General features: G+C 38.0%; 20 protein-coding genes, 1 pseudogene and 1 riboswitch. Of the genes and pseudogenes, 6 read left to right on the top strand and 15 right to left on the bottom strand.

The window, feature by feature from the left end; genetic code table 11:
• Nucleotides 1-191: 191 nt before the first annotated feature.
• The 4 genes and pseudogenes from AB3I27_RS09540 to AB3I27_RS09525 form a co-directional block, all read right to left on the bottom strand.
• Nucleotides 192-569, bottom strand: coding sequence for a hypothetical protein (locus tag AB3I27_RS09540; RefSeq protein WP_002291036.1), 378 nt, complete (start codon nt 567-569; stop codon nt 192-194).
• Nucleotides 570-869: 300 nt separating this feature from the next.
• Nucleotides 870-1,751, bottom strand: a complete 882-nt coding sequence (gene galU / locus AB3I27_RS09535; protein WP_002291038.1) for a UTP--glucose-1-phosphate uridylyltransferase GalU — start codon at nt 1,749-1,751, stop codon at nt 870-872.
• A gap of 42 nt (nt 1,752-1,793) precedes the next feature.
• Nucleotides 1,794-2,813 carry an NAD(P)H-dependent glycerol-3-phosphate dehydrogenase gene (locus tag AB3I27_RS09530; protein ID WP_002291040.1) on the bottom strand — a complete coding sequence of 340 codons (1,020 nt, stop codon included), beginning with the start codon at nt 2,811-2,813 and terminating at the stop codon, nt 1,794-1,796.
• A gap of 731 nt (nt 2,814-3,544) precedes the next feature.
• Nucleotides 3,545-5,282: pseudogene (locus tag AB3I27_RS09525) on the bottom strand (glycosyl hydrolase family 18 protein).
• A gap of 206 nt (nt 5,283-5,488) precedes the next feature.
• Between AB3I27_RS09525 and AB3I27_RS09520 the strand changes: the two are divergent.
• Both AB3I27_RS09520 and AB3I27_RS09515 read left to right on the top strand, forming a co-directional pair.
• The gene (locus tag AB3I27_RS09520; RefSeq protein WP_002310160.1) at nt 5,489-6,373 is read left to right on the top strand and encodes a helix-turn-helix domain-containing protein; all 885 of its coding nucleotides are present in this window, start codon (nt 5,489-5,491) and stop codon (nt 6,371-6,373) included.
• 131 nt (nt 6,374-6,504) lie between these two features.
• Nucleotides 6,505-7,149 (top strand): lytic polysaccharide monooxygenase, encoded by a 645-nt coding sequence (locus AB3I27_RS09515; RefSeq protein WP_002335193.1) that lies wholly within the window; start codon nt 6,505-6,507, stop codon nt 7,147-7,149.
• 63 nt (nt 7,150-7,212) lie between these two features.
• On the opposite strand, the gene AB3I27_RS09510 is transcribed toward AB3I27_RS09515, so the two are convergent.
• The 7 genes from AB3I27_RS09510 to AB3I27_RS09480 form a co-directional block, all read right to left on the bottom strand.
• Nucleotides 7,213-8,217, bottom strand: coding sequence for an SIS domain-containing protein (locus AB3I27_RS09510; protein ID WP_002310158.1), 1,005 nt, complete (start codon nt 8,215-8,217; stop codon nt 7,213-7,215).
• 12 nt (nt 8,218-8,229) lie between these two features.
• Nucleotides 8,230-9,279: an SIS domain-containing protein gene (locus AB3I27_RS09505; protein ID WP_104760006.1), complete on the bottom strand. Its 1,050-nt coding sequence runs from the start codon at nt 9,277-9,279 to the stop codon at nt 8,230-8,232.
• Nucleotides 9,280-9,295: 16 nt separating this feature from the next.
• The gene (locus AB3I27_RS09500; protein WP_002291048.1) at nt 9,296-10,117 is read right to left on the bottom strand and encodes a PTS system mannose/fructose/sorbose family transporter subunit IID; all 822 of its coding nucleotides are present in this window, start codon (nt 10,115-10,117) and stop codon (nt 9,296-9,298) included.
• Complete coding sequence (locus AB3I27_RS09495) at nt 10,104-10,883, bottom strand: PTS sugar transporter subunit IIC (protein ID WP_104760005.1); 780 nt, start codon at nt 10,881-10,883, stop codon at nt 10,104-10,106. Before AB3I27_RS09495 ends, AB3I27_RS09500 begins: the two co-directional genes overlap by 14 nt.
• Nucleotides 10,884-10,899: 16 nt before the next feature.
• Complete coding sequence (locus AB3I27_RS09490) at nt 10,900-11,370, bottom strand: PTS sugar transporter subunit IIB (RefSeq protein ID WP_104760004.1); 471 nt, start codon at nt 11,368-11,370, stop codon at nt 10,900-10,902.
• Between the two features lie 11 nt (nt 11,371-11,381).
• Nucleotides 11,382-11,801 (bottom strand): PTS sugar transporter subunit IIA, encoded by a 420-nt coding sequence (locus AB3I27_RS09485; RefSeq protein WP_002291050.1) that lies wholly within the window; start codon nt 11,799-11,801, stop codon nt 11,382-11,384.
• Nucleotides 11,802-11,881: 80 nt separating this feature from the next.
• Nucleotides 11,882-14,659, bottom strand: coding sequence for a sigma 54-interacting transcriptional regulator (locus AB3I27_RS09480; protein WP_002316780.1), 2,778 nt, complete (start codon nt 14,657-14,659; stop codon nt 11,882-11,884).
• 193 nt (nt 14,660-14,852) lie between these two features.
• Between AB3I27_RS09480 and AB3I27_RS09475 the strand changes: the two genes are divergently transcribed.
• Complete coding sequence (locus tag AB3I27_RS09475; protein ID WP_002315767.1) at nt 14,853-15,077, top strand: hypothetical protein; 225 nt, start codon at nt 14,853-14,855, stop codon at nt 15,075-15,077.
• A gap of 249 nt (nt 15,078-15,326) precedes the next feature.
• Here the strand turns inward: AB3I27_RS09475 and AB3I27_RS09470 are convergent, their stop codons facing one another.
• Complete coding sequence (locus AB3I27_RS09470; protein WP_227140549.1) at nt 15,327-15,854, bottom strand: hypothetical protein; 528 nt, start codon at nt 15,852-15,854, stop codon at nt 15,327-15,329.
• Between the two features lie 696 nt (nt 15,855-16,550).
• Here AB3I27_RS09470 and AB3I27_RS09465 point away from each other — a divergent pair.
• Nucleotides 16,551-18,266, top strand: coding sequence for an ABC transporter ATP-binding protein (locus AB3I27_RS09465; protein ID WP_047927888.1), 1,716 nt, complete (start codon nt 16,551-16,553; stop codon nt 18,264-18,266).
• A 2-nt stretch (nt 18,267-18,268) separates the two neighbouring features.
• Entirely contained in the window at nt 18,269-20,032 is a 1,764-nt protein-coding gene (locus tag AB3I27_RS09460; protein ID WP_002310150.1) for an ABC transporter ATP-binding protein, read from the top strand.
• Nucleotides 20,033-20,071: 39 nt separating this feature from the next.
• Here AB3I27_RS09460 and AB3I27_RS09455 read toward each other — a convergent pair whose 3' ends face one another.
• Both AB3I27_RS09455 and mgsA read right to left on the bottom strand, forming a co-directional pair.
• The gene (locus tag AB3I27_RS09455; protein ID WP_002310149.1) at nt 20,072-20,608 is read right to left on the bottom strand and encodes a folate family ECF transporter S component; all 537 of its coding nucleotides are present in this window, start codon (nt 20,606-20,608) and stop codon (nt 20,072-20,074) included.
• Nucleotides 20,609-20,645: 37 nt separating this feature from the next.
• A riboswitch (THF riboswitch) is annotated at nt 20,646-20,744 on the bottom strand.
• A gap of 186 nt (nt 20,745-20,930) precedes the next feature.
• On the bottom strand, nt 20,931-21,353 hold the full coding sequence (mgsA, locus tag AB3I27_RS09450) for a methylglyoxal synthase (RefSeq protein WP_002310148.1): 423 nt from the start codon (nt 21,351-21,353) through the stop codon (nt 20,931-20,933).
• A 209-nt stretch (nt 21,354-21,562) separates the two neighbouring features.
• On the opposite strand from mgsA, the gene AB3I27_RS09445 reads away from it, so the two are divergent.
• Nucleotides 21,563-22,672, top strand: coding sequence for an ABC transporter ATP-binding protein (locus AB3I27_RS09445; protein ID WP_002310147.1), 1,110 nt, complete (start codon nt 21,563-21,565; stop codon nt 22,670-22,672).
• 118 nt (nt 22,673-22,790) lie between these two features.
• On the opposite strand, the gene AB3I27_RS09440 is transcribed toward AB3I27_RS09445, so the two are convergent.
• A complete protein-coding gene (locus tag AB3I27_RS09440; protein WP_002314080.1) occupies nt 22,791-23,420 on the bottom strand; it encodes a hypothetical protein in 630 nt (209 codons plus the stop codon).
• Between the last annotated feature and the right edge of the window lie 263 nt (nt 23,421-23,683).

Below are 23,683 nucleotides of genomic sequence, written 5' to 3'. Positions count from 1 at the left end.
ACATTGGTATGATTTTTTTACAAATAAATAACATAAAAAAAAGGAATGACTTGTCCCTATGTAGCAAGCATTCCTTTTTGAAAAGATTCTTTTAAATAAGTAAAAAAAGTTTTTTTTCACCAATTAAATAAATCTCTCAACTCAATAATTTATCCATTCTTTTATCTTTTTTTGCGTATACATACTAAATATTACCGTCTTCTTCTCGCTCTTCTGCTTTGTTCTGGAGAATCTGTACTAGAAAAAGTAGCGGCATGTCTACCTTTTTTTCCGATCCGAGACTTTCTTTTCCTATAAGGAATATAAATGATCAGATACAATACAGCAAAAAATAAGGCAAATATGCAAGCTTCCCAACTACCTAACGCCAGTTCAATCATCAAGCTAGCAACTGCAACAGACGCTGCATACCAGATAAAAATCAGGAATCTTTCTTTTTTTCTGACCATTTTGAACATGATAAATAGACTAATGAGCAATAGCGGTAACACAAATACCCAATTACTTCCTTCCATCAGCCACTTGAGTATATCAAGTAGCGACTGCGCAACAGCGACTAATTTTCCCATAGTGGACACACACCTTTTTTATAATTAAAAAAATTCGCCTTTTTATTCTACTATGAATCTTCTGGATTGGCTTTCATTTCTCTTATGTAATCATTTTCTTTTATGTAACTTAAAAAAAAATTAAACCATTAGCAGAAAATTTCCTAAATATATTCACGAAAGTCTTTTTTTATCTTTCATTTTTCCTCGTCTTCATTCACTTAACGTCAAAAAATAAAAACGACAGTTGCGCAAATGACGCACAAGCTGCCGCTTTAACACCCATTTGATTTTTATTCTCAGCAGGTCACTTATTTCCAGTTAATTTTCTGTTCTTAGCTCTTTGCCCAACTGGATAATATATGCGCTTAACGATGCACCGATTTCCGGATGATGAAGTCCATATTCAATATTTGTCTTCATATATCCTAGCTTATCGCCTACATCATATCTTTTTCCTTTAAATTCTCTCGCATAGACCGCTTCTGTTTGGTTAAGGGTCTGGAGCGCATCCGTTAGTTGTATCTCGTTCCCTGCTCCTGGTTCTTGAGTTGCTAATATCTCAAATATTTTGGGAGTCAGCAGATAACGTCCGATAATGGCTAAATTGCTTGGTGCTTTTCCAAGTTCAGGTTTTTCTACAAAACCATTTACTCTGCAACGTCCCTTTTCGTTATCCGTTTTAGGATTAATAATTCCATATTTAGAGGTTTCATTTTCTGGTACACGCATGACGGCAACAGCAGAAGATTGTGTTTCTTCATAATCCATCATCAATTGTTGAGTCAGTGGGATATCATCTTTCATCAAATCATCCCCGAGCATGACAACAAATGGTTCATTCCCTATGAATGCTTTTGCTTGAAGAACGGCATCCCCCAGTCCTCTTGGATGAGATTGACGGATGAAGTGAAGATTGACATGAGTCGTTTCTTCAACTAAAGCGAGTAGTTCTGTTTTTTCCTTTTCTCGCAAATTGTTTTCCAATTCGATATTTGCATCAAAATGATCTTCGATGGGTCTCTTTTCTTTTCCCGTTACGATCAAGATATCTTCAATTCCCGAATTCAATGCTTCTTCCACAATAAATTGGATCGTTGGCTTATCCACGATTGGAAGCATTTCTTTTGCCATGGCTTTTGTTGCCGGCAAAAAACGTGTTCCTAGCCCAGCGGCAGGAATAACTGCTTTTTTGACCTTCACTTGCTGTTCCTCCTAAACGACGATTACCTGTTAATCATCTATTTAACGAAGAGAAAATTCATTCTCCATTTTTCCGTCACGTAGCATGATTTCTTTTGCGGCTTTTTTAATATCTTCTCCATTATACAAAACATTATAGATGGTTTGAGTAATTGGCATCTCAACACCTAGCTGTTGTGCTAGCTCGACTGCTGCTTTTGTCGTTGCCACACCTTCAACGACCATTCCCATGTTTTCCAAAACTTCTTCCAGTTTATGCCCTTGTCCTAGTAAGTTACCGGCACGCCAATTACGGGAATGAACACTTGTACAAGTAACAATCAAATCCCCAACGCCGCTCAAACCGATAAACGTCAGCGGATTGGCACCCATTGCTACACCAAGACGACTAATTTCTGCTAATCCGCGAGTCATGATTGCCGCTTTTGCATCGTCTCCGAACCCTAGCCCATGGATAGCACCGGCACCAATAGCAATGATATTTTTTAATGCTGCGCCAGTTTCTACACCAATCACATCATTATTTGTATAAATCCTGAAATAATCATTCATGAATAATTCTTGTACATAAGCAGCTGCTTTTTGATCAATACTTGCAGCTGTAATCGTTGTGATATCATGAACTGCTACTTCTTCCGCATGACTAGGGCCAGATAATACGACGATTGCCTGTCGTTTTTCTTCTGGAATTTCTTCAGCCAAAACTTCTGAGATTCGTTTATGCGTATCTTGTTCTAGGCCTTTACTTGCATGGATAATGACGGGCTTAGTATTCATTTTACCAATAAGTTCCTGAGCGACTGAACGGATCGCTTTTGTCGGAACGACAAATAAAATAGCATCTGCGTCATCCACTGCTTCTGCCAATTCTTTATATCCGATAATCGATTCTGGAATCGTCAAATCAGGTAAAAAATGTTGGTTTGTATGATACGTATTGATTTCGTCAATCTGTTCAGGTACATTTCCCCAAATACGGACATCATGCCCGTTTTCTGCCAATGTCTGTGCTAAAGCAGTGCCCCATGATCCAGGACCAAGAACTGCGATTTTTTGTTTCATGGATATTCCTCCAAATAAATAATTGATAATTTCCATTATAGTATACATTTCTTAAAGTTTGGACTAATTTCCATTGTTTTTAAGTGTTTGTTTAATTCTTTTATCGACTTTCACTTAAAATAATCTATTTAATGTTGCAATAGCGTACATTTTAATTTTTTTCTTTTTACACTTGTTATACTTTATTTGTCACTAAGAGAAAGGAGGTTTGACTATGTTTCCATTACCATTACCATTGGGAGGCTGGGAAGTTTCTCCTAACAACCCTTAATTGAAGCTACATACAAGAAGAGGCTGGGACAGAAGCGTTTAACTCTAAGAAATAAGAAGGAATTCACGAAAATTACTTTTCAAATTTTTGTGAATTTCAGCTTATTTCCGAAGGAGTTGCTTCTGCTTCCGCCGGTTATACGTGTTTAGAGCGTGAGACAAAAGTAAAGAACACTTTTGTCTCACGCTCTTTGTTTAAGTCAACACATGGTAGAAATTTTGATAACAGTCGTATCCTCCTTATTCCGAGTAAATGATGTGACATGCAGTTATACATCAGGCTTATCGTTTCTTGATACACAGTGTTCAATCAGCTCACCCTCGATATTAGATTAAAAAACGGCAAAATATGAAAAACTATTTTGCCGTTTTGTTTCTGTAATATTTAGGTCAAAATACTGATTCCACAACCGCTTGATATAAACGGTGTTACAGAAGTAGCCTCTATCACGACCTCATCATCAACTTATTTTTTGCCATAAAGAGAAGGCCGTATCTGGTGCCCAATGTGCGGCTGCAATATGCGCTTGCACGCAACGATATTGAATACCATTATATGTGACTATGTCTCCTACTTGATAAAAAGTACCGACTGTCCAAGAATTTCCTTGGCCGTTCTCGTCTAGGGTTCTTGCCGTGACAGACTGGCTTAGTAAAGAAGCGCCTGTCTGATTGACTGCACGAACTTGATAGCGATACGCAGTAGAAGCTGTCAAATTTTGATCTTCAAATACAGCGGTTTGTGAGGTAGCGATCTTCTTGCCATCTCTGTATATTTCATAATAAAGTACTTCTTCCAATAAGCTGTTTTCTTGCCATACCAAACGAACTGTTGATTGTGTCACATGATTGATGCTCAACCCGTTTGGTATAGAAGGTGCTGGTAAAACTGCTGCTTCTTGAGTGCGAATGTTCAAATCATCAGAACGTGCAGAAATATTTCCTGATGTATCGACAGCTTCAATCGTATAAGAATAAGTCGTTTCTGGTTGTAAACCTGTATGTATATAATTCGTAGTGTTGCTTGTTCCTACTAATCGATTGTTTTCATAAATATTATAATGTGACACACGGACATTATCTGTTGATTCAGTCCAAGACAATGTGACCGTCGTACTTGTTGCTGTTCCTCGAAGATTGGTCGGTTTAGAAGGTTTCTCTGTATCTGGTTCTTGTTCCTTAAATAGATTTTGATAAGCTTTCGCAAATGATTCATTATAAGAAATACCAGCTGAGTTTACCCCTTCGTCCCAGTTCACGCTCCAAGTCATCAAACCTTTTAAAGGTGTACGTTCTTTTTCCATTTGTTCGAATACTTGATAGACAACGGATGGATCTTGCACATAACCGTTGGCTGCCGCATCGTTATTTGCTGGAATCCCCAAAGCCAGACGATCTGCTGGTATCCGAATGTATCCACTCTCTCCGTTATGCAAGGCTTTTGACATACCATATAAGAAATCATATTTTCGACTGTCATTGTTCTGAGCAATCCATTCGTCGCCCACGCTTAATTCGTCGCCCGCCTGATTATATAGTTGTGGTGCAATAAAATCGTACTCATTTTCTAATGCAGTGATATATGGGACATAGCCTCCCGCTGTTCTCAAATAAGGGAATTCAGGTGCCATAGAAATAATAAAGTGTTTTCCTTGCTTTTTATAATGATCTCGCACGATTTTCAACGCTTCTGGAATCACTTGCTGGTTATCACCTGCCGTAATGGCGCTTTGTTCTAAATCAATGTCTAACCCATCAAATCCATAGGTTTCTACCAATCGAATCACTTCATCTGCAAATGCTTGTTCTTGCCCTCGATACAATTCGATATGGGAATCCGCTCCGCCTAGAGAAATGATAACTGAGCGTTCTTCTTCATTCAGGGCAGCCACTTTGCTTCTGAATTCTTCATCACTCATATTAAATGGCTCAAATGTAGGAATCCCTTCGCCTTTCATAAAAGATACTGCGATGACATTATAAAACCGGATTGATCTTTCCTAAGTCTGTCTCTGCTGGTTTCCCACCTCTATATCCCGCACCTTGCTTTGGTACCCAATTATGATAATAACCAACAGCAATTTGCTTTTCTGAGATATCCGGCATCAATGCCGCAGAATCTTGTGCAGCATATATAGTTTGTCCACCTCCAGCGAAACAGCCGATTGCTGCCAATGACAGCCACAAAATTTTTTTCATTCATCATACCTCCTAATATTTGGTAACTATAGTTTATTTTAACAACGACTGTTTTTCATTTTTTGTATGTTATTACAACATAAATAAAAATTGCTTTTAAAGAATGAGCACTTTTTATCAAAAATAGTGCATAATTGACATTTTCGTCCTTAGATAACAGCCTTGTGTTATCTTATATTCATAAAAAACGTATGGAGGTAACTTACATGATAAAACATGCTTCTTTAATTCGAAAACTAAGAAAAGAACGTGGACTGACACAAGCTCAATTAACAGAGGGGCTTTCTCAGCGAGGGACATTAGCTGCTTTTGAATCTAGAGGAACAAAAATCAGTTTTGAATTGTTAGTGGATTACCTTGAACGGATGAATGTTACACTTGAAGAATATCAATTTTTGCTGAACAACAATACTCTTACAGGTAAACAAAAACTTTCTAATTACCTGATCACAACAAAATATTTAACAAAAGAGCAAGAGAATGAACTACTAAAAGAATATAAAAAAACTGGGAATATTTATTATCGCCTGCTATATACGCAACGTATACTAATTGATCAATATCTGGGAAACCGAAAACTCACTCGTTCGGAAACTTTGACAGAAGTTTCTATTATCAAAAAGTACTTGGAAGGTATCGATACATGGGGACACTATGAACTTTCTATTTTTTCCAATTGTTTATTTATATTCGATGACGAGTATATTTATCATTCTTTTCAGCGTAGTGTCACAAAAATGAAAGCATACGTCGATACTGCTCATTATTCCGAATTATTATCAAATTTTCTTTTGAACGGGATACATCTATCTTTTCATCGTTCTTCTGTTTTTCTTAGAAAACTATTTTTAGGAGAATGGAAAAAAGTAAGTGACCGTTATAAACATACGTTAGACTTAGCCCGTTACAAAGCATTCACTGCTTTAGCTCTATTAGCAGATGGCAATGAACGAGCACTAGAAGAAATTGACGAAGCAATCCATTTCTTTGAATGGCTAGGACTAGAGGAAGTGAAAGAAGAGATTATTGAATTGAGAGATTCTCTTTTGAAAAAAACTATACATAAAAATGATAAGGCTATTTATCAATAGTCATTCTTCTAGTTTTTTATTTTTGTTGCAATACCATACAAAAAAATAACATTCAGATAATACATTTTATACTATCTTATGAAAAGGAAACCCTTTCTTAAAATATTTTATCTAACTGGAGGAATCATCAAATGAAAAAAAGTACTTTATTGGGATTAGGAATGTTACTTGCTACAACAGGAATCGCCGCTTTGTCTTCTGTAGATGTCTCGGCTCATGGCTATGTTTCACAACCTATCAGCCGTGGCTATCAAGGTGCTCTAGATAGTAGGAATAATTGGCAAAGTGCTTTTGAAAAGTATGGTCGTATCATCAACGAACCCCAATCTTTAGAAGCACCAAAAGGATTCCCTTCGGCTGGACCTGCAAATGGTCGGATTGCTTCTGCTAATGGTGCAGTAGGTGACTTTGTTTTGGATAAACAAACAGCTACGTTATGGACAAAAAACAACTTAACTACTGGGGCAAACCGATTCACTTGGCATTTCACAGCTGACCACGCAACGACGAAATGGCACTATTACATGACTAAAAATGGTTGGAATCCAAATGCCCCATTGAATAGAAATGACCTGGAATTCATTGGTGAAGTAAATAATCGTGGCAATATGTCTAATACTAATCCGACTCATACAATCAATATTCCTAGCAATCGTCTGGGGTATCATGTCATTTTAGCAGTTTGGGATGTAGCTGACACAGATAACGCATTTTATAATGTGATCGATGTCAATGTTCAAAATCGTAATGCATTAACTGACTTGGAAAACAACTAAAAAATAAAGGGAGCAGTTGTCGCTGCTCTCTTTATTTTTTATATTCTTTTCATCCAATCGATCCTAATAATCAAACTGACGATAGTAGCGGCGTATCTCTAATGGATGACAATTCATCTGTTCGACATGTGCATCGATACGCTGTGTCACTGCATGCATCAATAAGAAAGACAACACACGTCCGCGATATTTTTCGCTGATACCTTCTACTGGATAGTCTTTTGTATCTATCAATGTATAATTACTACAAATTTTTGGCAAAAGTTTAGCTACACGTTCAGATAACACTCTCTGTTCATCTTCGCCTAAAAATAAAGTGACTGGGGTCGTTTCTTCAACGATCTCTAACGTCCCGTGAAGAAACTCGGCAGCATGGATAGATTTCGATGGGAGCCAGCTTTGTTCTTCCCAATAACACATGGCATATGAATAAACAGCTCCCCATTGATTCCCTGCTCCGATAAAATAATGCATGCTATCACGTCGATGCTTTTCTGCAAATGATAAGCCAAATGCATCTGCTTTTTTCTCTGCTTCAACTAACCCTGTTGGCAAATAATGTTCGAGCTGTTCATAGTACTCTGAGTAATCTTCGAATTCCCCATGCAAATACATCAATCGATCTGCTACCATAAAAAATTTGATTTGTTCTGTTCCGGGAGCTGGATAAGTAACCACAAAATCGCATAGTTGAGACAACTTACTCTCCGCTTTATCGATAAATCCAATCAGTGTCGCTCCTACTTTCTTGATTTCTTCTACTGCTTTCACTACTTCTTGGGTTGTCCCAGTAACAGAGGACACGACAACGATAGAATCTTTTGTTAATCTTTTGTTCCCAGTAGTGTAATATTCTGCAGCATGCTGTACAAAGACAGGCAAGTTGCTTTTCCCATTCATATAAGTGACAGCTTGCATCGAAGAAGCATACGTTCCACCGATTCCTAAATAATAGACAGCATCGAATTTTTTCGTATAAAGTTTATCGATGATTTTTTCTACTTGCGGACGTAAAGCTAGTGCCCCTTTTATTGCTTTGATTTGTTCTTCTTCATTGAATTTCAACATGATTTCCACCTCTTATAATTTACTTTTCAAGACTGTATCAAAGTCTTCAAAGATTTTTTTGTTCAAGTCGATTCCTTTAGCTGCTGCGATTTTATAAGCGAATAGTTGAAATGGAACGACAAGTGCTAATATAGACAGATATTCATTACATTCTATTGCTAATCCAAGTGTTTTTTCGTCTCTTGCTTTTTTTGTGGTAATTGTGAGAGTCTCTCCAACATACTGACTCATATATCTCCGCAACTTTTGTGAACGTTCCTTATTTTCATTGTCACCTTCAATAAAGAACAACAAATGGGAAGCATCAGCCTCTAGATATGGGCCATGCATGTAAGCTTCTAACTCAAATCCTTGTGACGGGACACGGATTGTTTCCGTCAATTTCGTTTCTGCTTCTTTCGCTGTTCCCCAGTTTGGACCATAACCAATAGTGATGAAGCGTTGTGTTAAACGAAACAAACTTTGATGTTCATCAAAAAATTCTTCCGTTTTTTGAATAATCACTGGTAAATGATTGATTATTTTGTGTAACTGTTGCATGTAGTTTTGTTCTATTTCTTTGCTGATATTATTTTTACTTATCCCAATTCCTAGCCCTAAGAGTAGTAACTGTAAGACAGTAGCAGAATAGCCTTTTGTAACGAAGCCAACTGTTTCTATCCCAGCACCTAAATCAATAATCTGTGTAGCTTCTAAAGCAAGTGGACTTTGTACGTCATTTGTGACAACAATAATCGGTATTTCTTGTTTTTGGATCATTTTTACTGCTTCAACAGTAGAAGCACTTTTCCCACTTTGTGACACAGCAATCACAGTATCGATTGATGGCGAAAGTTTTCCATAATGAGCAAAATGAAAAGGTTCTTGAATATCGACAGTTAGCTCGCCATAAGATTCCAATGCCGGCTTCGCTGCTAAACAAGCGTTGTAAGAAGAACCCGTTGCTAGCATCAGCAGATTCGTTGTTTTTTTCATTTGTTTTCTTGTCGAAAAATCATTCTTTTTCAAGATCGTACTTAGTACTTCCTTTTCTTCATAAATATAATCTTGCATCGTAACCATTTTCTCTGCTCCTTTTCTAAAAAATCCCTATCCACGAACCAAAAATCCCAAAGAAAGCTAGTCCGATCAAAATCGTTAATGGTTTTACTTCTTTTTTCAATAGATAAAACACTACACCAAATGCACCCAGACATAAGATATTTGGGACAATATCATCAAAAATACTTTGAACAGTCACAGCATTTTCTCCTGAACCGATTTTTAAAGGAATATTGATGGTAATCATCGTGGCAGTCATTGCTCCGACGACCATCAACCCAATGATAGACGCGCCTAATGTCAAACTTTCCATCATCCCGTTTGCCTGAATCTTTTTCAAAAAACCCGTTCCTAAGCGATAACCCCAACCTGTTGCTAGATAGCGGAACAGAATGTGCGGAATATTGAAAATCAAAATGAACAAGATAGGTCCTAAAATATTTCCTTGCATGGCTAAAGAGGTGCCCACACCTGTGGCAATCAATCGCAAAGTTCCCCAAAAGAAAGAATCCCCTAACCCTGCAAGGGGTCCCATCAAAGATGTTTTGATACTGTCGATCGCGGTCACATCAAATTCAGGATCATCCTTATTTTCTTCCTCCATTGCAGCCGTGATCCCTAAAATCAATGTAACGATATGTGGGGTCGTATTGAAAAACTCTAGATGCCGTTTCAAAGCTGCTGCCATTTCTTCTTTCGACTGATATAACTTTTTCAAAATCGGAATCATTGCGTAAACATAAGCCATATTCATCTGTCGTTCATAGTTCCAAGAAAACTCCATTTGAAAAGAACGCCAGAATACATGATTCAGTTCTTTTTTCGTTATTTTGCTATTTTTACTCTCAGAATTCTTCATCTTCTTCGACCTCCCCTACAGTGGTTTGAAGTGGCAGTTGACGGACATTCATGATATTGACTACCACAACGGCTAAAATTGCACCAAAAATAGCTACTCCGGTCACAGGAATCTTTAAGTAAGAAGCTATAGCGAAACCTAAGAAAAAGTATGGTGCAACTTGTTTGTTAATCAGCAAGCGAGCGAGCATCGCGAAACCAAGAGCTGGAATCAACCCTGTAGCTACTGACAAGCCATTCTGAACGAAGTCAGGAATCTTATTGAGTAGATTCCCGATCTTATTGCTTCCCACCATATACGAAACCATTACTACAACACCAAGCATCAAGGAAAGACCGAACCCGGCAAGCAAGTGCATATGCTCGACTCCTTTATAGTTTCCTTCTTCTGCATAACTGTCCGCTTTATGGTTCATAATTGGAATCAAAAGACCTAAGTAAATATTTTTCAATATCAATGTCAACGTAGCAATTGGTAAACCTAGTAAAAGTGCCGTTTCCGTACCAGCTCCAGCTGTGATAGCAAAAGCCGTGCCTAAAATTCCTCCGGTCACCACATCAGGGGGGATCGAAGCACCTACTGAGAATGATCCGATAAATGCTAACTCCAAAGTGGCGCCCATGATGATCCCAGTTTTTACATCACCCAACACGATTCCTGTAAACAGTCCCGTCACAATTGGACGAGAAAGCAGTGATGTCCCTAATGCATATTCTGATTGTGCGATAAATGCAACGATTCCTAATAAGACTGCTTGTACAATCATTGAGTTTCTTCCTTTCTTACAAAACTTCCCTTACGTCCACTTTTTTATCTGCCGGTACTTGACGGATCTCCACTTCTATTTGTTTGTCAATCAATCTTTTCAATCGTTCCTCCTCTTCTGGTAAAATATTCACCGCTTTTCCAATACTGCGAGTACTAGGTTTCGCCTTGATTCCTCCTAAGTTGATGGTTTTGATTTCTGGATACGCTTCTGCCAGCTTATATGCGTCCTCGATTGATTCCACTACGATGAATAGCTTATATTTATCTGTCACCCCGCTTTTCAATGCGGCAATCGAGTCATCAATGGATTTGATTACTAGTTTGACTCCTTGCGGCTTGGCTAATTTGATCGTTGTCTTTCGTATCTCATTAGTAGGCACATCATCATTCGCAATCAAAATACAATCTGCACCTATTGTTTGTGTCCAAGAAAAAGCTACTTGTCCGTGTAATAACCGATGGTCAACTCTTGTCAATACAATCATTCTTCTTCCTCCTAAAATTCATCTTCTTCTATTTCCTGATTGATCCGTTCGTTACAAAACTGGATCATTTTTTTTGAATCAGTTAGCACCTGCTGGATCAAAACAGTTGTCTGTACTTCAGCGTCCAACCGAGATACTAGCTCAATCAAGAGTGGCAAATTCAATCCGGCAACAAGATAGACATGATCCTGATTGATATATTGTAAGAATTCATTGTTGACACTTCCGCCAAAAAGATCCGTCAGAACAATGATTTCTTTATCTTTGTACCTCATAAACAGCTGACTTACTGATTCCGTTAAATCAAAATTCTCATCAGTATAGCAGTCCAATGCAGTAATAGAATGATTTTTCCCATAGATTAGCTCTAATGAATCTAGTATCCCTGAAGCAAATTTACCATGGGAAGCTAAGATAATTTCTCTGTCCACTTTTTCATCTCCTCTTTTTACTTACACATACTAAAAAAGCAAGTTGTGTGCCAAAGTTAGTGGCCACAACTTGCTTATGTTCAAAATTCTTCTTCTATCGAGAGTAACTCTGTACTTTCACTCAAAATATCACAGATATAGGCAATCTCAGAACGAGGGATCATGACACTATAATGCTCTTCAATGACACTAAATGCAGATTTAATGGCAAATATCTCTTCTTTTTGACACTGTTCCCATTTCTCTAATCCTTGATAGGTTTCAATTGGCATTTGTCGAATCAAACGTTCGATTAGACAACTCACATGGACATATAACGCTAGTTTTTTGGGATTACTGATTCTTCGATTCAACTGCACCTCTAATTCTCGCATAAAATGATCGATTTCCTCCATCACCTTTTCTGTATCTAGAATAGTCACAGAGTCCAGTACTTTCTCCAATGAAAAATTGCGAATGATGTTCTGGTTGAATGTTTCCTTATCTGAAACATTCATAGCAGAATCCAACCATTCTGCCAGTACAGACATCTTCTCTCCTGAGATGAGGTCTTCTAATGAAAGATAGTCGATATCGGTGATAGCAGGATCTGCGGTACCTATGATCCCTACGATTTCGTATATGGAAAACAGTGGGTCCCTGTTTTTCTTATCTTTTAATCGCTGATATTCATATGGGATGATTTTCAACTGACAAGTCGTAGGCAAGCTTTTCTCTAGCAGTGCACTTAGGTGAGCCGCCGTGCCGATTCCAGTGAAGCAGGTAGTAATGAGTGCTTTGGGTTTATTTTCTTGTGGATAGAGGAGCCGCCATTCTGGTTTGGTTTGACGAACAGCCTCTTCTGCTATTTCTTCTAATGCTGCATTTTTTTGCAAGCATTCCCCTACTGTGATGGCTAAAGGTGTCGTCACATTATTTAAAATCAAAAGTGGTACAGATAGTTGTTTTTTAAAAAACTGATGGATTTCTTTCAGAGATCCCATATCTACTAATATGATCAATCCATTTGAAACATCGCTGTTTTCGCAATAATCCACAATTTCTGAAGCAATCTGCTGTGGAGTGACATCTAGCGGCATATCAAATGATTCAAATAGATCTTCTTGTAATAAACGATTGACCACATTTGCCATACTGCTAGCAGTTGCATAACCGTGCGCAGCAATCATTGCTTTTGGCAGTCGTTTTTCTTTTGACCATTTTGCTTTTTTTAGATAGATCGTCAGTAAAATCCGATCCATACTAGTGACTTCAATATCTAATTTAATCTTACTCAGTTCTAAGATTCGCTGGACATAATGATAGCTAGATGGATAAGATTGAGAAACCTGTTTTTCTAATTCTTTGATTAGTTGGATAATCGCATGTTCTTCCGGTAACCATTTGACAGTGCTTCGCTGATAAAGATAGTAACTCAAGGCATAGACACTGTTTCCATCGAACTTGATTTGATAGGCAGACTCCATTTGTCGAAAGGTCTCACGGATAGATTGAGTCCAATAAACCAACAGCTCGTGTTTTTCTTGTCTACTGGTCTCAAACAGCAAAAAATCAAATAATTGGATCACTTCTTGTTTTAGTTTTCCTTCGCAAGAATATAGAAGACACTCATTTTTTTTGAAATCAAGCAGGATCTGCTCAAAACTTTTAACGATTCGTTGCTGTTCTGGTTGTTGCTTTTCCATCAATTGTTCTAAGGTCTGGTCTTGCGTGATATAGATTCCTTGCTGTGCTGTATTTTTGGTAATGGGCTCAGCGAGTAGTTCTTTTTGCAAATGATGGATGGTGACATGGATCTCCGACTGTTCACGTTGTTCAGCATACGCTTTTGCCGCTGAAACTTTGACAATATTTTTCAGCTCTCCTATGTTTCCAGATAAGTTTTGACCTGCTAGAAGTGACAAAACTGGGCCACTGACTGACAAAGGGCTCCCCATTTTTCTTTGTTCCTCGATAAAAAAAGAGTAAACCAGTTCTAGCCGTTCATTTCGACTACGCTGATTGAGTGCAGGTAGTTCGATTCGGATAGGTATTCTTCGAATGAAAGTGGTTAAGAAATGACTAGTGGTCTCCTCTGTTGTGGCAAAAAAAAGACGTGTTTTGATCCGCCGTGACACATTAGGTTCTCCCATACGATAAATCACACCTTGATCAAGATAGGTGAATAGTTTTTCCTGCCCTTCTGGTGTTAAGCGATGTACCTCGTCTAAAAACAAGATTCCACCATCTGCTGCTTCGAAAGCCCCTTTTTTATTTTCTTCTGCTCCAGTGTAAGCTCCTTTGACATGTCCAAACAAATTGCTAGTCAACAGTTCAGGATTATCTGCATATTGTGCACAATTGAAAGTGATGAATGGTGCAGAGTCCTCTAGTAAATCATGAAGTAGACAATACTGATAGACTAAATGGACTAAATAACTTTTACCTGTGCCGCTTTCGCCTGTGATCAAAAGTGGCAGTCCGCCATCTGGATAGTAAAGAGCTGTTTTGATTTGTTCGATACTTTCTTTCAAACTGGCGTCGTGTCCGATCATAAAAGAGAATAAATCTTTTGGTTGTGCGAAAAAAGGCTGTTCTTCTTTAAGATCATTGATAGAAAAATAAAAATTCGTACGTAACTGAAAAAATTGTTTTTCAAAAGCTTCTTTGTGGAAATAAACCACTGGACGAGAATTGATTTTGACTAGTAGTTTCTCCTCGTTCAACTGGTTCAAATAATGACTGACTGTGTTTCTTTTTACCCCAAAATGTTCAGCCAATCTTTGTGCTGTAAAGACCTCGTTCATATGGTTGAGATCGAAAAAGGCTGTCTGGTTCTCTAAGTAGCATAAAATTTCGTTTTTTAACAACTTATTCACCCCTACTCCATCATAGAAAACGGATTCATTTTGTCAATAAAATCTTTAATAAAGAGTTGAAAAATATGTCTTGTTATAGACAGCAGCTTACTTATCCCTTATAATTTTTATTCTAAAAACGAACAGTTCCTTCCGGTTTTTATACTGGAATTTCCAAACAATAAAGAAAGAACAAGGAGGCTATGACTATTCAATGAAATCGGATAAATCTAAAAAGAGGAAGTATACTTCTTGGAAAACTTTTCGCGAAATCATCGGATCTTATCTCGCTGTGGTTGTGTTTTTACCTTTGCTTTATATGGCTATGACAGAACAAACCCGTTTTATCGATGTAGATACGCAATATATAGCCGAAACAGGATTTTTATTTATCTTTATCTTGATTTTTGCGTTCTATAAATCCTTCCACACAAAATAGGAGGCACAGCTCTCAATTTTTCTGTCTGCTTTTTGTTATTACAAATCCTTATATCTGGTATAACAACAATTTATTGGCGTAACGAGGAAAAACGAGTTATGATGCTTTCAGAGAGTAAAGAGGTACTGTTGTCACCATCCTTTTTATTGATTACGTACACCACTCTTAGTTTTTTCCCATTGATTAAGAAAACAAGGTAGAAACATCACTGTTCCTGCCTTGTTTTCTTTTTCGTGTGCTGTTTTGATATCAAAATCGCAAACGGCTTTCTACATAGCGATATTGATAATGAGAGGTTGTATTCGTTACACCAAACTTAATAGAAGCGTTTCTTCCTACTCCGATGTTCACCCCTGCATTCCAAGTTGTTGAACCATTATTGAAGAAGTCGCCATTTACAATGTAAAAAATACGGTTAGCATCTTCTAAATGAACATAAACAGTTCCACCAAATTGTTTCGACAAACCATTATATCCGCGGATCATTTCAACTCGTAGGATTCTTTTGATAGCCCTAAAATTTCCACTTTCACTGGTCTCGCAATAAAAGCGCATCGTGGGTCTATAACTAGCATTGACTGTGAAAGATTGCGATAATGTTCTGTATGTTGCTCTTGCTGTACGTGCTTGTCTTGCACTTTCATCTGTGAATCCAAGCTCTTGTTGTGCTTGGATAATAGGGATGCCGTTTTCTTTTGCTACTTCTCGCACCATTTCATCAAAAGTGAGTACGGGACTTATGTTTATCTCTTTCTTTTCATTTGATATGTCGATCACTGATTCATCCACTTCTACAGCAAACACAGGCTGTCCGATATTACTTACCCCCCCCTAAAGTTGCCACACATAATAAACCAATCAACGATTTTTTCATTCTCATATCCCTTCTTTCAACATTAATTAGCTTTCCCACAAACAATTTGTTACAATAACTTCATAGCACAAAAAGAAAACGATTTCAACAACTTTTAAAAAAGGAGAATAAACTATGAAAACAAAGCTTTTATTATATTTAATAACATCGTTACTTTTAATTTTTTCGCCAAAAATAACGATGGTTTTTATGGAAAATGAAGCTTCGCCCTCCCCATTTTATGAGATTTTATTCATTACTAAGATCATTTGCTTTATACTCGCTGTTTTTTACTTAAATCATGGAATCACTACTTTTTTATTTTCAAAAAATAAATAGCGCTCCATTGATGATTCTGTACCTGATCCACCTTTTGCACACGATTCATTTATAAAAAAATCGGACAAAATAGACGTTTGGAGGAATGAAGAGACCGGGATGAATTTCCCGTTCTCTTTCTTTTTTTCTAAAAAATACTCTATTCAATCTCTAAAATCTCTTCATAATAAAACTTTCATTTATGAAAAGGCTTGTTCTCTTTTCATTCTAAATTTCCTAAGCTACAATGTGGTAGTACTTGTTTTTTCAATTGTAGACAAATAAATAATAGGAGGAATCATATGATTCAGTTATTACGTTATGCAAAAGATTATCGTAAGCAAATCATTTTGGGTCCGTTCTTCAAGTTTCTTGAGGCTGTCTTCGAACTTGTCCTACCTTTAATGATGGCTTCCTTGATCGATAATGGACTAAAAATGAATGACCGAGGAAAAATCATTGAAATGGGCTTATGGATGGTCGCTATGTCTGTGATTGGTCTGATTTGTGCTATCATTTGCCAATATTATGCTTCAGTAGCTTCACAAGGATTTGGTACAGAGTTGCGAAATCAGCTGATCAAAAAAATCAATACTTTCTCTCACAACGAGTTGAATCATTTTGGAACAGATACCTTGATCACTCGAATGACAAACGACATCAATCAGCTTCAACTAGCTTTAGCAATGGTCATTCGTTTATTGATTAGAGCACCATTTTTAAGCATCGGTTCAGTAGTCATGGCTTTTGTGATCGACTGGGAAGTAGGTCTGTTTTTCTTAGCATTATTGCCTATTTTCTCCATCATTTTATTTTTTATCATCAGAAAAACTGTTCCTCTCTATCAAAAAGTGCAAGAAAAACTAGACCAGCTCAATGAACACGTCAGTCAGAATCTTAGCGGCGTTCGTGTCATACGTGCATTTGCACAGACAAAAAAAGAAACAGAAAAGTTTGATAAAAGCACAAATGATCTAGCGAACAATTATTTACGTGTTTCCAATATCTCTGCCCTTTTATCACCTGCTACGACCTTGATCATGAATGTCGGAATCATTTGTTTGCTAACAGTTGGCGGGATCAAAGTAAACATTGGGAGTTTGCAACAAGGACAAGTTCTTGCTTTGATCAATTATATGAATCAAATGCTTTTGGCACTGATCGTTGTTTCAAACCTCGTCGTGATCTTCACACGTGCCGAAGCTTCAGGTAATCGAGTAAAAGAGGTTCTAGACACAGAGAATTCGATTCTTGAAGCCGAGATCAGTACTACTCCCGATTTTTCTTCTGAATCGATTCTCGCTTTTGATCACGTTGACTTCCGTTATACTCCTGATTCTGGGCTTTCTCTTCAAGGGATTACATTTCAGCTGAAGCGAAATACGGTCCTTGGAATCATTGGTCCAACGGGAAGCGGGAAAACGACTTTGACTCAATTGATTCCGCGCTTCTATGATGTCAGTTCCGGTACAGTCATAATGGATGGAATGGACGTTCGTTCTTGGCAGCTGGATCATCTTCGTCAGCAAATCGCCCTTGTTCCCCAAACTTCCGTGTTATTTACTGGGACTATTCGTGAAAACCTTCAATGGGGTAAGCAAGATGCCACAGAAGATGAGTGTTGGGAAGCCCTGAAAATCGCTCAGGCAAAAGAATTTGTACGTCAGCTTCCAAATGGTTTAGATACAAAAGTCATGGAAAACGGAAAAAATTTCTCCGGCGGTCAAAAACAGCGACTAACGATTGCAAGAGCTTTGATTGCCAAGCCAGAATTACTGATTTTAGATGACTCTTTGAGTGCGTTGGATTATCAGACTGACTTGGATTTGCGTAAGGCGCTGCAGACTTATCTTGGCAGTACAGTGATCATTATCTCCCAACGTGTCCGCTCCATTCAAGAAGCCCACCATATCTTAGTGATGGATCAAGGAAAGATCGCTGCTCAAGGTACGCATGAAGAATTACTTGCTCAATCAGCGGAATATCAGGAAATCGTCGCATCACAGGAGGAAGAATAGTTATGAAAGTAAAAAAATTATCCTTGCAGACACTCCGTCGCTTCATCCCTTATCTTACTGCTTATGCGAAAGACATTTGGCTAGCTGTATTACTAGGGATCATCAACGGGATCGCAACAGTTGTGATGACGTTACAAATTGGCCAAAGTATCGATCAAATGATCGGAGAAGGACAAGTTCGCTTCAATCGACTATTCCATTTACTGATTCTGTTCGGTGGGATCGTTTTGATCAACGTAGTCAGTCAATGGCTCATCCAAGTATTAAGCAATCGGTTAGCTTACTTGTCCGTTGCAACATTAAGAAAAGATGCTTTTGCCCATTTAAATCGATTGCCACTTCGTTATTATGATCAAAATTCTCATGGAAATATCGTCAGTCGATTTACAAATGATATGGACAACATTTCTATTGCGATTTCTGCAGCCTTCAATCAATTGTTTTCCGGAGTTGCGATTATCCTTCTTTCGTTTATTTTTATGATGCGTCTAAGTCCACTTCTGACATTGGTCGTTCTTTGTTCCACACCGATTATTTTCCTTGTGAGTTGGATCGTTGCTCGTGCTTCGCAAACAAATTTCGATAGACAGCAAAGAATCATTGGGGAGATTTCGGGCTTTGTGACCGAACGAATCGGTAATCAGAAAATCGTGAAAGCTTTTCAGCAAGAAGAAGCTAGTCAACAGCAATTTGAACTGTTAAATGCTGATCTATATCAAAAAGGACAACGGGCACAATTTTCTTCTTCCTTGACAAACCCGTCTTCTCGTTTTGTAGATCACCTTGCTTATTTATCGATTGGTTTGGTTGGCGGCCTATTGGCATTGAAGAGTGGTTCGTCAATCACTGTTGGTGTGATTTCCAGCTTTACGATCTACTCAAGTCAGTTTTCTAAACCATTTATCGAACTTTCTGGAATCACGACACAACTGCAAACCGCTTTTTCTGGTCTAGAACGAGCATTTGATTTGATCGATCAACCAGAAGAAACGCCTGATTTGCCAGATGCCTATGCCTTGGAACCCAAAAATATCAAAGGAAAAGTCTCTTTTGATCATGTTTCTTTTTCTTATGACCCCAAACAGCGTTTGATCGAAGATTTCAATTTTACTGCTTATCCAGGTCAAACCATTGCTATAGTAGGAAAAACAGGAGCCGGAAAATCCACACTTGTTAATTTGCTGATGCGTTTTTATGACACAACAAAAGGAACGATTACAATCGATGACCATGACATCCGCTCTATCCAACGTGATACATTACGTAAAAGTTTTGGAATGGTGTTACAAGATACTTGGCTATTTGACAGTACATTGCGAGAAAATCTTCGTTTTGGGAATCCGGAAGCAAGTGACGCAGAAATCAATGATGCCCTAAAAGCTTCTTATATGTATGAATTTGTTGAACGTTTGCCGGAAAAATTAGATACTAAGATTGGCGGTCAAGGGTTAAAGATATCAGATGGACAACGCCAACTGTTGACGATTGCTCGAACGATGATCAGTAATCCGCCTATGCTGATCTTAGATGAGGCTACTAGCTCAGTCGATACATTGACAGAGAAAAAAATCCAACAAGCCTTCTTAGCAATGATGGAAGGTAAAACCAGTTTTGTTATTGCCCATCGCCTGTCCACAATCAAAAATGCGGACCAGATATTAGTGATGGATCAGGGAGCCATTGTCGAAATGGGCACCCATGATGAGTTGCTTCAAAAAGATGGTTATTACCGACGGCTCTATCAAGCACAATTCACAGCACAATAAAAACAAGCAGTCTTCTGGGATGGGAAGACTGCTTGTTTTTTATTTAGCGTGGATCGCTAAACTTCTTAAAATTTTTTTGTAAGGAATACTACGTCCTACGTAATAAATGGCAATTGATTGAATCGGTAACCATATCACTGTTTTTAACAGGCGGGGCGCCCAAACGACCCAGCTGAACAATGGTACATGGTACATCAACGCAAGCCATAATGGTGTCAAAAATAAGTTTATGATCAGCGTGACACTAAGCGTAGCCAAAATCGCATTTTTCCAAGTGATTTCTTTTCGATAGAAAAAGAATCCGTAGATTGCTCCTTCAATAAATGCATTCAATGTAAATCCAATAAAAAATGTAGATTTTGAGAAGAGAGCCATTCCTACTAAATCAGCTAAAACTGCGCCTATCCCTGACCAAAAAGGACCAAAAAGAATGCCCATGATCACTTGTGGAATAAATGTGACACTGATTTTAATAAATGGGGTCTCGATTGCTACCAGACGGGACAACGTGACCATCAATGCAATCAGTAAGCCCATAATAGCAATCATACGTGCGTCTAACCGGTGTTTCTTCATTTTTAGCATCTCCTTTAAGAGCTGCTACATCGTATCATGCAGCGAATGCGAAAATAAAACCGCGAACATTACGTCCTTCGTCCAAGAGGCAACATCCCATCCTCTTAGCACTTAACGCTTTATTTTCTACTCTGTATTATTTTTGGGATCTTTTCCCACAGAAACTATAGCATATTTTCACATTTACTGCAAACACGAAAAACTAATATTATTGGTTATATTATACAATACGTTCGTATTATATTGCATATTTTCAGTTTGTTTAGCTTTTATAGCTACATATAGACGAACATTAAACGTTATTTTTCCATACACTTGTCCATCAAAATGAAAGTGGACGTTTGTCTATTTCATGGACGATTCTTCGAAAATCTAGGAAGCCGGCTTCCAGTCCTCTTAGCAGCACCTCAGCTGTTCCGATATTCGTAGCCAACGGAATCTCATAAACGTCAGATAAACGGATAAGTGCTGTTACATCTGGTTCATGCGGCTGTGCAGCCAACGGGTCTCGAAGAAAAATCACCAAATCTAACTGGTCCTCCGAGATCATTGCTCCAATTTGCTGATCTCCGCCTAACGGTCCGGATTTAAACCGATGAATGGGCAAGCCGGTCGCTTCCGTGATACGTTGTCCAGTCGTCCCGGTAGCAAAAAGTTCATGTTTTTCCAATATTGTTTTATACGCTGTTGCTAATTTCACCATCATAGATTTTTTTCGGTCATGAGCGATCAAAGCGATTTTCATAAGAGACACTCCTTTTGATATGGTTAACATACTTATTTACTCCAGTGTATCAGTTTTTATTTCTTATGGATATTTATTGAAGCTTAAAACTAGCACATTGACAAAAAAAAAGAAAAAATTCTTGTTCAACATGACATTGAACTTAGTTAACGCTTTCATTTATACTTAAATCAGTTAATAAAACTAAAAAAGAAAGTGTGGAACGTATTATGGTAGAAATGGCTCTGAAAAACGTATATAAAAAATATGATAATGCAGAAAATTATTCTGTGACTGATTTTAATCTATCAATCAAAGACCGTGAATTTATCGTTTTTGTTGGTCCTTCCGGTTGTGGAAAGTCAACTACTTTGCGAATGATTGCGGGACTGGAAGATATCTCTGAAGGAGAACTAAATATTGGCGGAAAAGTCATGAATGACGTGGCACCTAAAGACCGTGATATTGCCATGGTTTTCCAAAACTATGCATTGTATCCTCACATGACTGTTTATGATAATATGGCTTTTGGTTTGAAATTACGTAAATATGATAAAGCAGACATTAAAAAGCGTGTGGACAATGCAGCAGAGATCCTCGGACTGACAGAATACTTGAAACGAAAACCAGCTGCTTTATCTGGTGGACAACGACAACGTGTAGCATTAGGACGTGCAATCGTTCGGGATGCCAAAGTCTTCTTGATGGATGAACCATTGTCAAACTTAGATGCTAAATTACGTGTAGCCATGCGTGCTGAGATTGCCAAACTTCACCAACGTCTTGAAACAACGACAATCTATGTTACTCATGATCAGACAGAAGCGATGACTATGGCTGACCGAATCGTTATCATGAAAGACGGATTTATCCAGCAAATCGGTACACCGAAAGAAGTTTATGATACACCAGTCAATATGTTCGTTGCCGGCTTTATTGGATCTCCTGCCATGAACTTCTTTAATGTGACATTGAAAAACGGTGTCATCACAGATGGACATGGGCTTAAGCTTCGTATTCCTGAAGGGAAAAACAAAGTATTAGTTGAAAAAGGTTATGAAGGAAAAGAAGTTATCTTCGGTATTCGTCCAGAAGACATCCACAGTGAACAAGTAGCCCTTGAAGCTTCACCTGAAGCCGTAGTCAAATCAGAAGTTGTCGTTTCCGAATTACTTGGTGCTGAAACGATGCTTTACACAAAAACTGGTTCTACTGAGTTCATCTCAAAAGTAGATGCAAGAGATTTCCATAAACCAGGCGAAATAGTCGAGCTTGCCTTCAACATCAGCAAAGGCCACTTCTTTGATAAAGAAACCGAACAAGTCATCAAACTTCCCTAATCTGCCCCCTTTAGAGCTACGCCAGAAAATAGTGGTGTGGCTCTTTTTAGGACAAAAAACTCTCCTCTTAGCGGATTTATTATCCGTTAGCAGATGAGAGTTTTTCTTTGATAGTTCATTAGTATATCGTTTTCTTCGCGTACCCTTGAATCGATTCTTTCCGATTTCCTTTTTTTGCTGCCGTAAATACCGGGATATCAAAATATTTGCTGAGTGTTCCTGCTATAAAATAAGCAATATTATAATCAACCAAACTGTGGATGAGTCCACCAATTCCCATCAAGATGAACACTGTATAAAAATACCCTTGAGAGTAATACGTGTCAGGCATATTACCGATGAAGTAAAAGATGCTGACTACTAGCATTTCTACTAAAGAATGAATCACACCTATCACAAAATTGAACCCTTGAAAACGCCAATTAGTAAAAGTAAACTGTCCATTCTTTAAAACGATACTCGGATGCTTCTGCAAGTACCATGCCCCAATCAATGCAAATACAAGATGTGACAATGCGCGCAATGCAATGATAACTGGCGTTGTCAAAAAGAAACCGAATGTCGTACCTAGCGCAACAGCCACTGCAACTCCTGGTGTAAAAAACATCGCAATAAATAATGGCACATGAGACGCTAATGTAAAAGAAGCAGGTGGAATCATGATTTTAGGCATAACCATTGGGATAATGACCCCCATCCCAATCAATAAAGCAGAAATCGTTAGTTTTCGAACTGAATTTTTTCTCATTTTTTCTCTCTCCTAATATGTCTTGACACTTAAATGTCGACTTAGTATAACTTACTTACTAATAACTGTCAAGACACATATTCTTTTCTAAATCCATACAAAATGAGTGTGAGTATCAAGTATAAGAATTTTTGATCAAGAGACAAAAATAGGAGATGTGACAAAATTTGTGTCACATCTCCTTGTTCATAATGGGAATCAAAAGCTTGCCTCAGCGGCGATAAGACCAACCAAATCAAAAATAGGAGAAGCTGTTTTTTGAA

This window comes from Enterococcus sp. C46 (assembly GCF_040887565.1).
GTDB lineage: Bacteria > Bacillota > Bacilli > Lactobacillales > Enterococcaceae > Enterococcus_B > Enterococcus_B lactis.
This window is presented reverse-complemented; position numbering and strand designations above follow the sequence as displayed.